Here is a 13136-nt window from a genome sequence, read left to right on the forward strand (position 1 = left end):
ATCTGAGGCTGTCGGCAGCCCACGCCACGGCGGGGCCTATCCAGCTCGCCGATGTCGCCGCCACCGCCCAGGTCAAGGATGGTCTGTCCGTCTTCGACATCTCCGATGCCTCGGCCTTCGGCGGCAACATCCAGACCAGCCTTCGCTTCGATCGCAAGCCGGAGGGCTCGCAGGTCGAAATCCGCCTTCTGGCGTCCGACATCGACGGCGGTGCTTTCGGTACGGCGGCAGGGATGACGCGGCTGGTGCCGGTCGGCACGGGCACCGTCTCGGTGATCCTCAAGGGGCCGGGCAGAACCTGGGATTCCATCTTCGACAATGCCGACGGCTCGGTCTCGGCGACCTTCGGGCCGGGTGCGTTGAGCAAGCTCAACCTGCCGGCCTTCCTCAAACATACCGAACAGGGCGGCTTCTTCGCGCTCGACGATGTCTCTGACGGAACATTGCCGATCGACGGTGCCGAGATCAAGGCCACCATTTCGAAGGGCGTGGCGCGGATCGACAAGGCCGAGGCCAATTCAGCGAAGTACAAGATCTGGCTGTCCGGCATCGCGTCCTACGCCGGGCGCGGACTGGCCTTGTCCGGCGGCGTCATTCAGCCTGACCAGGCGGCAACGCAGGCCAACGGCCAGCAAGGTCCCAACCAGTCATCATTCTTCGTCGGCGGAACCTGGAGCACGCCGTTCATTTCCCCGATCAGCCGCGGCGTTTCGGGGGAATAGGCCGCCACCGCGCCTTCTGTCTTTCACCCGCGCTGCGCCACCTGCTCGTCGAGCTGGCGCTGCACCTCACGCCGCTTGTTGGCAAGCGAGGCGATGATGACGCCCATCGCCACGACGGCGATCAAAATGGTACAGGCGGCGTTGATTTCCGGCGTCACGCCGAGGCGAACCTGGCTGTAGATCTTCATCGGCAGCGTCGTCGCGCCCGGCCCGGAGGTGAAGCTTGCGATAACCAGATCGTCGAGCGAAAGCGTGAAAGCCAGCATCCAGCCGGAGACGATCGCCGGCATGATGACCGGCAGTGTGATCTGGAAGAAGGTCTTCACCGGCGTTGCGCCAAGATCCATCGCGGCTTCTTCCAGCGAGCGGTCGAAGGTCATGAGGCGCGACTGCACGACCACGGCGACGAAGCACATGGTCAGCGTGATATGGGCGAGCGTCACGGTGAGAAAGCCACGGTCGAGCCCGACCGCGACGAAGAGCAGCAGCAGCGACAGGCCGGTGATCACTTCCGGCATGACCAGCGGCGCAAAGACCATGCCGGAGAACAGCACCCTGCCCTTGAAGCGCGTATAGCGGGTCAAGGTGAGTGCCGCCAGCGTGCCGAGAACGGTCGCTACCGTGGCCGAGATCAGGCCAACGCGCGCCGTCACCCAGGTCGCGTCCATGAGGCCCTGATTGTGGAACAGCGAGACGTACCATTTGGTCGAGAAACCACCCCAGACCGTAACCAGTTTCGACTCGTTGAACGAGAAGACGATGAGCAGCACGATCGGCAGATAGAGAAAGGCAAAGCCAAGCACGATCGAAGTGATGTTGAAGCGGCTCCAGGTGGCGTTCATGAGGTCACCTATCCATTTCCTGAGCGCGCGCCTGGGCCCGCTGGAAGAGCATGATCGGCACGATCAGCAGCAACAGCAGGATGACGGCAACGGCCGACGATACCGGCCAGTCGCGATTGGCGAAGAACTCGTTCCACAACGTCTTGCCGATCATCAGCGTCTGCGAGCCGCCGAGCAGATCGGGAATGACGAACTCGCCGACGGCCGGAATGAACACCAGCAGACAGCCGGCGATGACGCCGGGCAGCGACAGCGGGAAGGTGATCTTCCAGAACGCACTTGTCGGCGGACAGCCGAGATCCTTGGCTGCCTCGATCAGCGAATAGTCCATCTTCTCAAGCGCGGAATAGAGCGGTAACACCATGAACGGCAGGTAGGAATAGACGATGCCTATGAAGATCGCCGTATAGGTGTTGAGGATGATCAGCGGCTGGTGGATGACGCCGGTGGCGAGCAGCAGCTGATTGAGCAGCCCTTCGGGCTTGAGAATGCCGATCCAGGCATAGACGCGGATCAGGAACGAGGTCCAGAACGGCAGGATCACCAGCATCAGCAAGGTCGGGCGGATCGTCGCCGGCGCGCGAGCCATGCCGTACGCGATGGGATAGCCGACAAGCAATGTCAGGACCGTCGAGATCGCGGCGATGATGACGCTGGTCACATAGGCGTTGAAGTAGAGCGCGTCCTGCGTCAGCCAGGTGTAATTGTCGAGGCTGAGTTGCTTCAACTGAGCCAGGAACCCGGAAATGCCGCCGCTGAAATCGAGCGCCGGCGTATAGGGCGGAATGGCGATTGCCGTCTGCGACAGCGAGATCTTGAAGACGATGACGAACGGAATGAGGAAGAAAAACAGCAGCCAGACATAGGGGATGATGATGACCAGTCGGCCAACGAAGGCAGCACCCAGCCTGGCAACGATGGATTTGCCGGCATTGGATGCCGGAGAGGCTGATGAGGTGGTGACGGCGGCGCTCGACATGGTCGCCCCTACCGCGTCAGCACGACGCCGGCATCGGGCCGGAAGGAAACCCAGGCGCGGTCGTTCCAGCTCAACGGATCCTCGGTGATGCGGGCCGCGTTCATGGTGCTCGCGCGCACCACCTGGCCGTCGTCCAGCCTGACATGGTAGACGGTCATGTCGCCGAGATAGGCGATGTCGTAGACCTCCCCCTCGATGGCGTTGACCGCCTCGGCCGGCTTTTTCGACGACACCTTGATCTTTTCGGGCCTGATGGCGAAGGTGACGGCCGTCCCGGCGCCGGCGGTGCCGGCATTGTCGGTGCGGATGGTGAGGCCGTTGCCGGCATCGATGCTGGCGCTGCCGGCCTCGCCACGCGCGATCTTGCCCTCGAACATGTTCACATTGCCGACGAAGCCGGCGACGAAGCGCGATCCCGGCGCCTCGTAGACTTCGGCCGGCGTTGCCACCTGCATCACCTCGCCCTTGTCGATGATGGCGATGCGATCGGCCATGGTCATCGCCTCTTCCTGGTCGTGGGTGACGACGACGAAGGTCAGGCCGAGGTTCTGCTGCAAATCCATCAGTTCGAACTGCGTCTCTTCGCGCAGCTTCTTGTCCAACGCGCCGAGCGGCTCGTCGAGCAGCAACACCTTCGGCCGCTTGGCGACCGAGCGGGCGAGCGCGACGCGCTGGCGCTGGCCGCCGGACAGTTGGTGCGGCTTGCGCTTGGCGAACTGCTCGAGTTTGACCAGCTTCAGCATCTCGGCAACGCGCGATGCGATTTCGGGCTTCGGCATGCCGTCCTGCTTGAGGCCGAAGGCGATGTTGTTCTCGACCGTCATATGCGGGAACAGCGCATAGGACTGGAACATCATGTTGACAGGCCGCCGGTACGGCGGGATGCCGCGCAGATCCTGGCCGTCAAGCAGAATGCGGCCGGCTGTCGGCTCCTCGAAGCCGGCGAGCATCCTGAGCAGCGTCGACTTTCCGCAACCGGAGGCGCCGAGCAGCGCGAAGAACTCGCGCTCGAAGATGGTCAGAGACAGATTGTTGACGGCGGTGAAGTCACCGAACTTCTTGGTGACGTTGTCGAACTGGATGTACGGCTTGGCATTCGGGTCGTTCCACGGTGCAAAATCCCTGCGGATGCTGCCAAGCGATTTCATATCCCACTCCGTCCTGATTTTCTCGCTTCATGCCCCAGGTAGAAACGGTCCCGGCAGGTGGCTGCCGGGACCGTGTCGGATTGCTTACTGGCCAGTGACGATCTTGGTCCAGGTGCGCGTGATGACACGCTGGGTCTTGGGATCGTATGGCGAGACGGTGTAGAGCTTCTTTATGGTCTCGGCATCGGGATAAACCGAAGGATCCTCCAACAATGCCTTGTCGACGAATTGCTGCGAAGCCTTGTTGCCGTTTGCGTAGAGCACGTAGTTCGACGACTTGGCGATAACTTCCGGCTTCATCATGTAGTTGATGAACTCGAGCGCCTCCGCCACATGCGGCGCGTCGGCAGGGATTGCCATCTGGTCGAACCACATCTGCGCGCCCTCCTTCGGCACGGAATAGCCGATTTCGACGCCCTGCTTGGCCTCGACCGCGCGGTTGCGGGCCTGGAACACGTCACCCGACCAGCCGACCGCCAGGCAGATATCACCGTTGGCGAGCGCGTTGATGTATTCGGAGGAATGGAACTTCCTGATGTAAGGCCGCACCTTGAGCAAGGTCTCCTCGGCCTTGGCGATATCATCGGGTGACGTGCTGTTCGGGTCGAGGTTGAGATATTTCAACGCCGCCGGGATGATATCTGCCGGCGAGTCCAGCACGTAGACGCCGCAGTCCTTCAATTTGGCCAGGCTATCGGGATTGAAGAAGACGTCCCAGCTGTCGATCTTGTCAGTGCCAAGCGCCGCCTGCACCTTCTTGATGTTGTAGCCGATGCCAACCGTGCCCCACATGTAGTTGACCGAGTATTCGTTGCCGGGGTCATATTTGGCGGTTCGCTCGGTAACCGTGTCCCACATGTTGGAAATGTTGGGCAGTTTCGACTTGTCGAGCTTCTGGAACACGCCGGCCTGGATCTGGCGCGCAAGGAAATTGCCGCTGGGCACGACGACGTCATAGCCGCTGCCGCCGGCAAGCAGCTTGGTCTCAAGGATTTCGTTGGAATCGAAGGTGTCATAGACGACCTTGATGCCGGTTTCCTTGGTGAAATCGTCGATGATCGAACTGTCGATGTAGTCCGACCAGTTGAAGACGTTGACGACACGATCCGCGGCGTGACCGCCGACGGTGAACAATGTCAGGAATGCCGAGGTTGCCGAAAGCCAGAGCGCTTTGCGGATCATGCTATTCTCCTTTGATGAGTGTTCCTTCACCGGCTCGTCGCGATATCAGCGCGACCGGCATTTTCTTCAGACTATTGAGCTTTCCAAGGGGCGACAAGCGCGAACTGCCGAGACCATGCAGGCGGTTCGATGAGATGGCTGGTTGCCCCTGAGGCGGCCTGGGAGGCGTGCCAATACCGTCATAGGCTTTCGCCGTGGCGCGGGCAGAGATACGACGATATGGTCCGGTCCCGATCGGACCGGCTGGGAGACTTGGCAAGATACGCCTGTCTTGTTGTTGCCGTATTCCCAGCCTGCCCGTGCTGCAGCGACGTTGTCAATGGCAAAGCTGCAGGCCGCTTCAATTAGGCGACGGCACCCCGGTGACCCCTGCGCGTTCGGGCCGTGCCTGGCGCTTGAATTCGAGCCCGATATGGACGAGCAGCGCCGTGACCACCACCGCGCCACCGATGATGGTGCGCCCCGACGGCACCTCGGAATGGATGAGCCAGACCCATATCGGGCCGAGGATCGGCTCGAACGTGCCGAGCAGAGCCGCGATGGCCGCCGGGATCAATCGTGCGCCGGTGGCGAAGAAGGCGAGACCGAGGCCGAGATTGACCACGCCGAAGGCAAACAGAAAGCCCATGTCGCTGACTGACACGGTGAAGGTCGATGCCTGCGAGACGGCAAAGCCGGCCGCGAGCATGGTGCCGAGGCACGTCGCCGGCGTCATGCGCACGCCGGAAAACCGCCGGGTGATGACGGTGGCGACCGAGAACATGACCGCGATCAACAGCGCCAGCCCATCGCCTATGGGCGAGACGGCGCCATCCAGCGATTCCGACACCATGATGGCGACGCCGGTGATGACGGCGGCGATTGCCACCCAGGTGGCGACACCGACCCTTTCGCGAAACAACGCCCAGGCAAACAGCGCCGCCAGCAACGGCACGCCTGCCTGCATCAAAAGGATGTTGGCGACGGTGGTGTAGGCCAGCGCCACGACGAAGGCGGTCGATGCGGTGGCAAAGCAGATCCCGACGGCAAGGCCGGGCAGACCCATGTCGTGGAACAGCTTCAACGTGCCACGCCAGCCGTCACGCCAGACCATGAAGCAGACCAGGAAGGCGGCTGCCCAGACGGATCGCCAGAAAATGACCGTCCAGCTGTCACCGACAGTGATGAAGCGGGCGATGGTGCCGCCAAAACTCCACATCAGCGCCGACAGGAAGACCAAAAGCATGCCGACGCGCTCCTCGCGCGGCGAGACGGCTGGCGATGCGACGATCGGCGATGCGGTATCGATCATGAGCGCGACTGTCGAGCTTTTGTGGACGGGACGATGCGCAAGGGACGACAAAAAGATGCTCTGTTCGCGTAACGCAAAGGCGCAGGCCGGAACTGAGCCAGCGGCCGGCGACAATTATGGCACCTTGCCCCCATTTCAGAGGACACGGCGTCACTGGAAATCGAAGGCACTCAGGCCCGTCACCATCTCGTCGAGGCCGAGCGGGCGCGTCACCGGCGGCTCAGCCCGCGCCAGGCAGCCGACGCGTTCGCAAAGCCGGCAGGCAGGGCCGACCGGCGTCGCCGCGATGCCGCCGGCCTTTGCGGCGATTGCCGCACCGGGTAATGCCGCGCCATAGACGATTTCGTCCCGAAAGCCGATGTCGCAGCCGAGCAGCAGCGCGGTGCGGCGCGGACGTTCCGAGAATGCGCCTTGCGGCCCTTCCAGCGTGCGGGCGATGCACAGGAACTCGGCGCCGTCGGGCATTTCCACTGCCTCTACGAAGACCTGGCCGGGTTGGGTGAAGGCAACATGCACGGGCAGCTTGGGACAGCCGCCGCCAAAGCGGCTTTGTGGAAAGCCCTGGCTGCCGGCCTTGCGGAAGCGGTTGCCTGCATTGTCGACCTCCAGCATGAAGAACGGCACCCCCGAGGCACCCTGCCGCTGCAGCATGGTCAGCCGGTTGGCTGCCTGTTCGAAGGAGACGCCGAAGCGCGAACGCAAGACATCGATGTCGTAGCGGGCGCGCACGGCAGCCGCATGAAAGGCCTGATAGGGCATCATCAGCGCATGCGCCGCATAACGGCCAAGTTCGAAGCGGGCCAGGCGGCGCGCCTCGTCGGTGCTCAGCTTGAGCGCCTGGATCTCGCCGGCGACCGCGACCGTCATGCGGATCAGGCAGGCCTCCATCGCGACTTCGCGCAACTGGTCGAACGGCGACAGGCGTTCGGACAGGAACAGGCGCTGCGAATGACGATCATAACGGCGGCGCCAGTTCGGCATGGTGGCGACCGGCAGCACCTTGACCACGATGCCGTATTCGCGCTTCAGCCAGGCCTTCAGCGCGCCAAACAGATCGTCGCCGGGATCGAGCACCGAGGTGAACGCCGCTGCCTCCCCCTCGAGGGCAGCGAAATGGTTCGGCCGGCGCTCGAAAGTCTCGTGCACCTCGTCGATCGGCAGGCGGGCGCCGGAAAGCGCCGTCGCCCGACCTTCGCGCGCCAAAAGCTCGTTGAGGTCGGACAGGCGCTCGGCCTGCTCGCGATAGGCGCGGAACAGTTTTATCACCGCCGCGGACGCGTTGGGCGCGGCCTCGGCAAGCTCGATCAGTTCCTGATCACCCGGCAACTCGCCGACCAGCAGGGGATCGGTGAACACTTCCTTCAAGGCAGCGACCGACCCCCTCGCCTCGCCCTGCAGCTCGTGCGGATCGACCTTGTAGACGGAGGCCAGCCTGAGGATCAGCTGCACCGTCAGCGGCCGCTGGTTGCGCTCGATCAGATTGAGATAGGACGGTGAAATGCCGAGGCCCTCGGCCATCGCCGTCTGGGTCAGGCCCTTGGCATTGCGGATGCGGCGGATGCGCGGCCCGGCGAAGATCTTCTGGTCAGCCACGGACTGTCCTTTACAGCAATTTACACGAACTTTCTGGGCTCTGGCCTTTTACAATAATGACAAATTTACAACGCACCTCTGTCAAACGCAACACAGGTTTTCTCTTATATTCCGTCGGCTTCCCGGATTTTTGTGGCTGATTTCGCGCAGAAATGTAAATCCAGTCATATCCAACGACCCCAAATTCTCGACGCCTTGAGACAGTTCAGCAATTCCTCGGAGTGACCAATGACTGATTTTTACAACCTCGTCCCATCGGCCCCGGAAGGTCGTTTCGACGGTATCGAACGGCCCTACTCCGCGGCGGATGTGAAGCGTCTGCGCGGTTCGGTGCAGATCCGTCAGAGCCTCGCCGAAATGGGTGCCAACCGGCTGTGGAAGCTCATCCATGAGGAGGACTTCGTCAACGCGCTCGGTGCCATGTCCGGCAATCAGGCGATGCAGCAGGTGCGCGCCGGGCTGAAAGCGATCTACCTGTCGGGCTGGCAGGTTGCCGCCGACGCCAACACGGCTGGCGCGATGTATCCGGACCAGTCGCTCTATCCGGCCAATGCAGCGCCCGAACTGGTCAAGCGCATCAACCGGACGCTGCAGCGCGCCGACCAGATCGAAACGTCCGAAGGCAACGGGCTTTCGGTCGAGACATGGTTCGCGCCGATCGTCGCCGACGCGGAAGCCGGTTTCGGCGGACCGCTCAACGCCTTCGAAATCATGAAGGCCTTCATCGAGGCGGGCGCCGCCGGCGTCCATTATGAGGACCAGTTGGCGTCGGAAAAGAAATGCGGCCATCTCGGCGGCAAGGTGCTGATCCCGACCGCGGCGCACATCCGCAACCTCAACGCCGCGCGCCTGGCGGCGGACGTGATGGGCACGCCGACCCTGGTCGTCGCGCGCACCGATGCGGAAGCCGCCAAGCTGCTCACCTCCGACATCGACGAACGCGACCAGCCTTTCGTCGACTACGACGCCGGCCGCACGGTGGAAGGCTTCTACCATGTCAGGAACGGCATCGAGCCCTGCATCGCCCGCGCCATCGCCTATGCGCCTTACGCGGATCTGATCTGGTGCGAGACCTCGAAGCCGGACCTGACGCAGGCCAGGAAATTCGCCGAGGGCGTGCGCAAGCATCATCCCGACAAGCTGCTCGCCTACAATTGCTCGCCCTCGTTCAACTGGAAGAAGAACCTCGACGACGCGACGATCGCCAGGTTCCAGAAAGAGCTCGGCGCCATGGGCTACAAGTTCCAGTTCATCACGCTCGCCGGCTTCCACCAGCTCAACTACGGCATGTTCGAACTGGCGCGCGGCTACAAGGCGCGGCAGATGGCGGCCTATTCCGAGTTGCAGGAAGCGGAGTTCGCGGCCGAGGCCGATGGCTACACCGCGACCAAACATCAGCGCGAAGTCGGCACCGGCTATTTCGACGCCGTGTCGATGGCGATCACCGGCGGCCAGTCATCGACCACCGCCATGCATGAATCGACCGAGCACGCGCAGTTCAAACCGGCCGCGGAATAGCGAGCAGCAAAGTACAGAGGAAACGCCCAACAGGGCTGGGAACACAGGAGAAGACCAATGGCATCGATAAGCCGCGTCAAGGAACGCGCCGAGGAACAGTCGACGACGATGAGCGTCGACCAGCAGGCGACGATCCGCATGCTGGCCAACGACCTGCACCGCCTCAACCAGTCGGTGATGAAGGCGGTCGAGGCGGGCGTCTCGGTGGAACTCGTGCGCTCGGCACGACATCACGGCGGCGACGGCAACTGGGGCGATCTGCTGATCCCGGTGATCGTCACGCAGCAGAGCCACGGCTGACTGAAATCCATGCAACCGACCCTTCACCTGCGCAGCCTCTGCGCAGGTGAATTTTCTCTTTATGAGATCCACGTGTGGACAGTTGAGTACAGTAGCGTTGCTTGAAATTCACTGCTCCCGGCGATGATTTCGGGCACTTTTATTTCAACTTGACACAGGCTACGATCTCACGCCAATTGCGCTCCGGATTCAACTCTGCATTGAAATAGGGGCGAGCTTCTTGGCCGACTTGTGTGCCCGGTGAATCGCGAAGGCGAGACTCCAAGACATCCGAATCCGGTGACCCGCGACTCAACCACCGAGGCGATCCGCGATCCGTCGCAGGTGCTTGTCGTCGGGAAATCGCCAATCAATCGCGTGGTGATTTCAAAGATCGTCGAGCGATCCGGGCTCAAGCCGATTTCGGAATCTCCCGACACGGCGGCAAGGATCTTGCGGTCGCTCATTCCCGGTGTGGTTGTCCTTGACGGCGGCGCCGACAACAAGGACTGCGACAATCTGATGTCCAGCATCGACGCGTTGCGCCGCGCCTCGGGCAAATCGCTGCCACCGGTAATCCTGCTGTCAACCAAGAACGGCACGACGGAAAGTCTGGGCCTGTCTGGTATCATCGACGTGGTGGTCGCCAAGCCGATCACGCCCGAACGGTTGCAACCGGTGATCGATCGCCTGATCGGCCGCTAAGGCAATTGCGGGAAAAGTACGCAGGCGGTTTTCCGTCCGGAATTGAGCAAACCAGGTAAGGCCCGGCGATCACGGATCGATGATGCTTTCGATCAGTCCGGGCAGTTGTCCGAGATCGGATATCTGGCGGAACCTCGATTCGGTTACCGGCGCCTCGACATGCTCCAGCACCCATGTCAGTTCATGCGGCACATGGACACCCCAGCCGCCGGCCTCTATGGCCGGCACCACATCCGACTTCAGCGAGTTGCCGACCATCATGCTTTTCGCCGGACCATCACCGTGGCGGTTGAAGAGCCTGCTATAGGTGGCTGCATTCTTGTCACTGACGATCTCGACCGCGTCGAACAGATCGCCAAGGCCTGAGCCAGCCAGCTTGCGCTCCTGATCGAAGAGGTCGCCCTTGGTGATCAGCACGAGGCGGAATGCACCGGCAAGCTTTTCGACCGTCTCGCGGGCGTGCGGCAAGGCCTCGATCGGATGGCTCAGCATCTCGCGGCCGGCATCGAGAATCTCCGCTATGACCGAAGCCGGCACGCGGCCTTGCGTGACCTCGATCGCCGTCTCGATCATCGACAGGGTAAATCCCTTGATGCCGAAGCCATAGACGGCGAGGTTGCGCCTTTCGGCCTCCAGCAATCGTGCCGAGATATGCTCGGCTTCGCCATGGTCGACGAGCATGGCGGCAAAGCGCTTTTCTGTCAGCCGGAAGAACTGCTCGTTCTGCCACAGCGTGTCGTCGGCATCGAATCCGATCGTTGTCAGTCTGCCGTTGGGCCGCATTCAATTTCTCGATTAAGATTTGGGCCTCGATTGGAATTGCGACGGCCGAAACTAGGCCGATTGGCGTGATTTTCAACCGCGCCGGCCAATGCCCGACGCGGCTCCCCTTCCCTTCCATAGGAGGGCACGGCTATACTCCACAATCCGCAACCCAATCTGGTGAATGATGCCGCCTGCAAAAAAGGAAGTCCGTCCGTCGAGCCGCGGAGGACGCGCCCGCACGCCTGCCTTCGTGAAAAACCAACGGGGCGTCAAGAACTGGAAGGAAGTCAGCGCCTGGCTGGAGTGGCGCGGCATCGAGGATATCGAGTGCATCACGCCCGATCAGGCAGGCGTTGCGCGTGGCAAAATGATGCCATCGAAGAAATTCACCTCCAACACCTCGCTGGCGCTGCCGTCGGCAGTCTTCATGACGACGATTTCCGGCGGCTACCCCGAGGATGGCAACGGCTTCCATTACCCGGAAGACGACGGCGACCTCAAACTCATGCCCGACCTGTCGACGCTGACGGTGGTGCCCTGGGAAGAAGACCCGACGGCCGCGGTCATCTGCGACCTCGTCCACCAGGACGGACGCTCGGTCGAGTTCACGCCGCGCAATGTGTTGAAACGTGTGGTGGCCGCCTATGACAAGCTCGGCCTGAAGCCAGTGGTGGCGCCCGAGATCGAGTTCTACCTGGTGCGCAAGAATCCCGATCCGGACTATCCGCTGACCCCGCCGGTCGGCCGGTCGGGACGCGCGATCGGTGGCGGCGCCGGCTATTCGATCGCCGGCGTCAACGAATTCGACGAACTGATCGATGACATCTACCATTTCTCTGAAAGCCAGGGCCTGGAGATCGACACGCTGATCCACGAGGAAGGCGCCGGCCAGTTGGAGATCAACCTGCGCCACGGCGACCCGATCGAACTGGCCGACCAGGTGTTCATGTTCAAGCGCACCATTCGCGAGGCGGCGCTGAAGCACGAGATCTACGCCACCTTCATGGCCAAGCCGATCCAGGGGCAACCCGGCTCCGCCATGCACATCCACCAGTCGATCATCGACAAGAAGACCGGACAGAACATCTTTTCGGCCGCTGACGGCTCGGAAACCGACGATTTTTTCCACTTCATCGGCGGCATGCAGAAGCATGTGCCGAACGCGCTGGTGATGTTCGCGCCCTACGTCAATTCCTACCGCCGGCTGACACAGGCGGCGTCGGCGCCGGTCAACAACAAATGGGGCTATGACAACCGCACCACGGCGTTTCGCGTGCCACGCTCGGATCCGGCGGCACGGCGCGTCGAAAACCGCATCCCGTCCTCCGATGCCAACCCCTATCTGGCGCTGGCGGCATCGCTTGCCTGCGGGCTGATCGGCATCACCAACAAGATCAAGGCCGAGCCTCCCGTGCTGACCACAGCCAATGCCGACGAAATCGACCTGCCGCGCGGCCTGCTCGAAGCCGTCGACCTGTTCGAGGGCGACGAGGAACTCTGCGCGCATCTGGGCAAGTCCTTCGCCGCCACCTATGCGGCGATCAAGCGGGCGGAGTTCGAGACCTTCATGGAAGTGATCAGCCCGTGGGAGCGGGAGTATTTGTTGCTGAACGTGTAGGGAATAGGGCAGTAGGGCAGTAGGGCAGTAGGGCAAGGATGGCGGCCAAGATTGAATCGTACAGGGATTTAATTGTCTGGCAGCAAGCTATGGATCTGGCGGTATCGATCTACGAAACAACCAGAGCTTGGCCAAGGGATGAACTCTACGGACTGACGACTCAGGTACGCCGTGCAGCCACCTCCGTTCCCGCCAACATTGCCGAAGGTTACGGGCGAGAAAGCCGAGCTTCCTATCAGCAATTTCTCAGGATTGCCCAGGGATCCCTCAAGGAACTGGAGACCCATCTGCTGATCGCGCAACGCGTCGGAATCGCCTCGCACGAGACGGTCGAACCCTTGATGACCCGCAGTGAGAGTGTAGGAACGCTCTTGCGGCTTCTGATCCGAAAACTGTCACCGGAATAGCCCCACCTACTGCCCTACTGCCCTACTGCCCTACTGCCCTACTGCCCTACTGCCCTACTGCCCTACTGCCCTACTGCCCTACTGCCC

13 protein-coding genes are annotated in these 13136 nt (G+C 62.0%); 6 read left to right on the plus strand and 7 right to left on the minus strand.

The window, feature by feature from the left end; genetic code table 11:
• A partial coding sequence (locus tag EOD15_RS15650) for an AsmA-like C-terminal region-containing protein (protein ID WP_281035561.1) occupies window positions 1–722 on the plus strand: 722 nt, incomplete at its 5' end.
• Window positions 723–745: 23 nt separating this feature from the next.
• On the opposite strand, the gene EOD15_RS15655 is transcribed toward EOD15_RS15650, so the two are convergent.
• From EOD15_RS15655 to EOD15_RS15680, 6 genes are all read right to left on the minus strand, one after another.
• Entirely contained in the window at window positions 746–1564 is an 819-nt protein-coding gene (locus EOD15_RS15655) for an ABC transporter permease subunit (RefSeq protein ID WP_127271643.1), read from the minus strand.
• A 4-nt stretch (window positions 1565–1568) separates the two neighbouring features.
• A complete protein-coding gene (locus tag EOD15_RS15660; protein ID WP_127321457.1) occupies window positions 1569–2543 on the minus strand; it encodes an ABC transporter permease subunit in 975 nt (324 codons plus the stop codon).
• A gap of 8 nt (window positions 2544–2551) precedes the next feature.
• Window positions 2552–3691: an ABC transporter ATP-binding protein gene (locus tag EOD15_RS15665; protein ID WP_127272201.1), complete on the minus strand. Its 1140-nt coding sequence runs from the start codon at window positions 3689–3691 to the stop codon at window positions 2552–2554.
• Between the two features lie 84 nt (window positions 3692–3775).
• Entirely contained in the window at window positions 3776–4873 is a 1098-nt protein-coding gene (locus EOD15_RS15670; protein ID WP_127268369.1) for a polyamine ABC transporter substrate-binding protein, read from the minus strand.
• A 340-nt stretch (window positions 4874–5213) separates the two neighbouring features.
• Window positions 5214–6164, minus strand: coding sequence for a DMT family transporter (locus tag EOD15_RS15675; RefSeq protein ID WP_127268368.1), 951 nt, complete (start codon window positions 6162–6164; stop codon window positions 5214–5216).
• Between the two features lie 150 nt (window positions 6165–6314).
• A complete protein-coding gene (locus EOD15_RS15680) occupies window positions 6315–7757 on the minus strand; it encodes an XRE family transcriptional regulator (RefSeq protein ID WP_127408615.1) in 1443 nt (480 codons plus the stop codon).
• A gap of 228 nt (window positions 7758–7985) precedes the next feature.
• Here EOD15_RS15680 and aceA point away from each other — a divergent pair, with 228 nt between their 5' ends.
• The 3 genes from aceA (at window position 7986) to EOD15_RS15695 (ending at window position 10259) form a co-directional block, all read left to right on the plus strand.
• Complete coding sequence (aceA, locus tag EOD15_RS15685; RefSeq protein WP_127268366.1) at window positions 7986–9275, plus strand: isocitrate lyase; 1290 nt, start codon at window positions 7986–7988, stop codon at window positions 9273–9275.
• Window positions 9276–9332: 57 nt separating this feature from the next.
• Entirely contained in the window at window positions 9333–9575 is a 243-nt protein-coding gene (locus EOD15_RS15690; RefSeq protein ID WP_006202762.1) for a hypothetical protein, read from the plus strand.
• 279 nt (window positions 9576–9854) lie between these two features.
• Window positions 9855–10259 carry a response regulator gene (locus EOD15_RS15695; protein WP_245463682.1) on the plus strand — a complete coding sequence of 135 codons (405 nt, stop codon included), beginning with the start codon at window positions 9855–9857 and terminating at the stop codon, window positions 10257–10259.
• A gap of 69 nt (window positions 10260–10328) precedes the next feature.
• Here EOD15_RS15695 and EOD15_RS15700 read toward each other — a convergent pair whose 3' ends face one another.
• Entirely contained in the window at window positions 10329–11042 is a 714-nt protein-coding gene (locus EOD15_RS15700) for an HAD family hydrolase (RefSeq protein ID WP_127321902.1), read from the minus strand.
• A 163-nt stretch (window positions 11043–11205) separates the two neighbouring features.
• On the opposite strand from EOD15_RS15700, the gene EOD15_RS15705 reads away from it, so the two are divergent.
• Together EOD15_RS15705 and EOD15_RS15710 are read left to right on the plus strand one after the other, a co-directional pair.
• The gene (locus EOD15_RS15705; RefSeq protein ID WP_027035719.1) at window positions 11206–12642 is read left to right on the plus strand and encodes a glutamine synthetase family protein; all 1437 of its coding nucleotides are present in this window, start codon (window positions 11206–11208) and stop codon (window positions 12640–12642) included.
• 38 nt (window positions 12643–12680) lie between these two features.
• The gene (locus EOD15_RS15710; RefSeq protein WP_127321903.1) at window positions 12681–13049 is read left to right on the plus strand and encodes a four helix bundle protein; all 369 of its coding nucleotides are present in this window, start codon (window positions 12681–12683) and stop codon (window positions 13047–13049) included.
• The last annotated feature ends 87 nt before the right edge of the window (window positions 13050–13136 follow it).

It is taken from the genome of Mesorhizobium sp. M7A.T.Ca.US.000.02.2.1 (genome assembly GCF_003996995.1).
Lineage (GTDB): Bacteria > Pseudomonadota > Alphaproteobacteria > Rhizobiales > Rhizobiaceae > Mesorhizobium.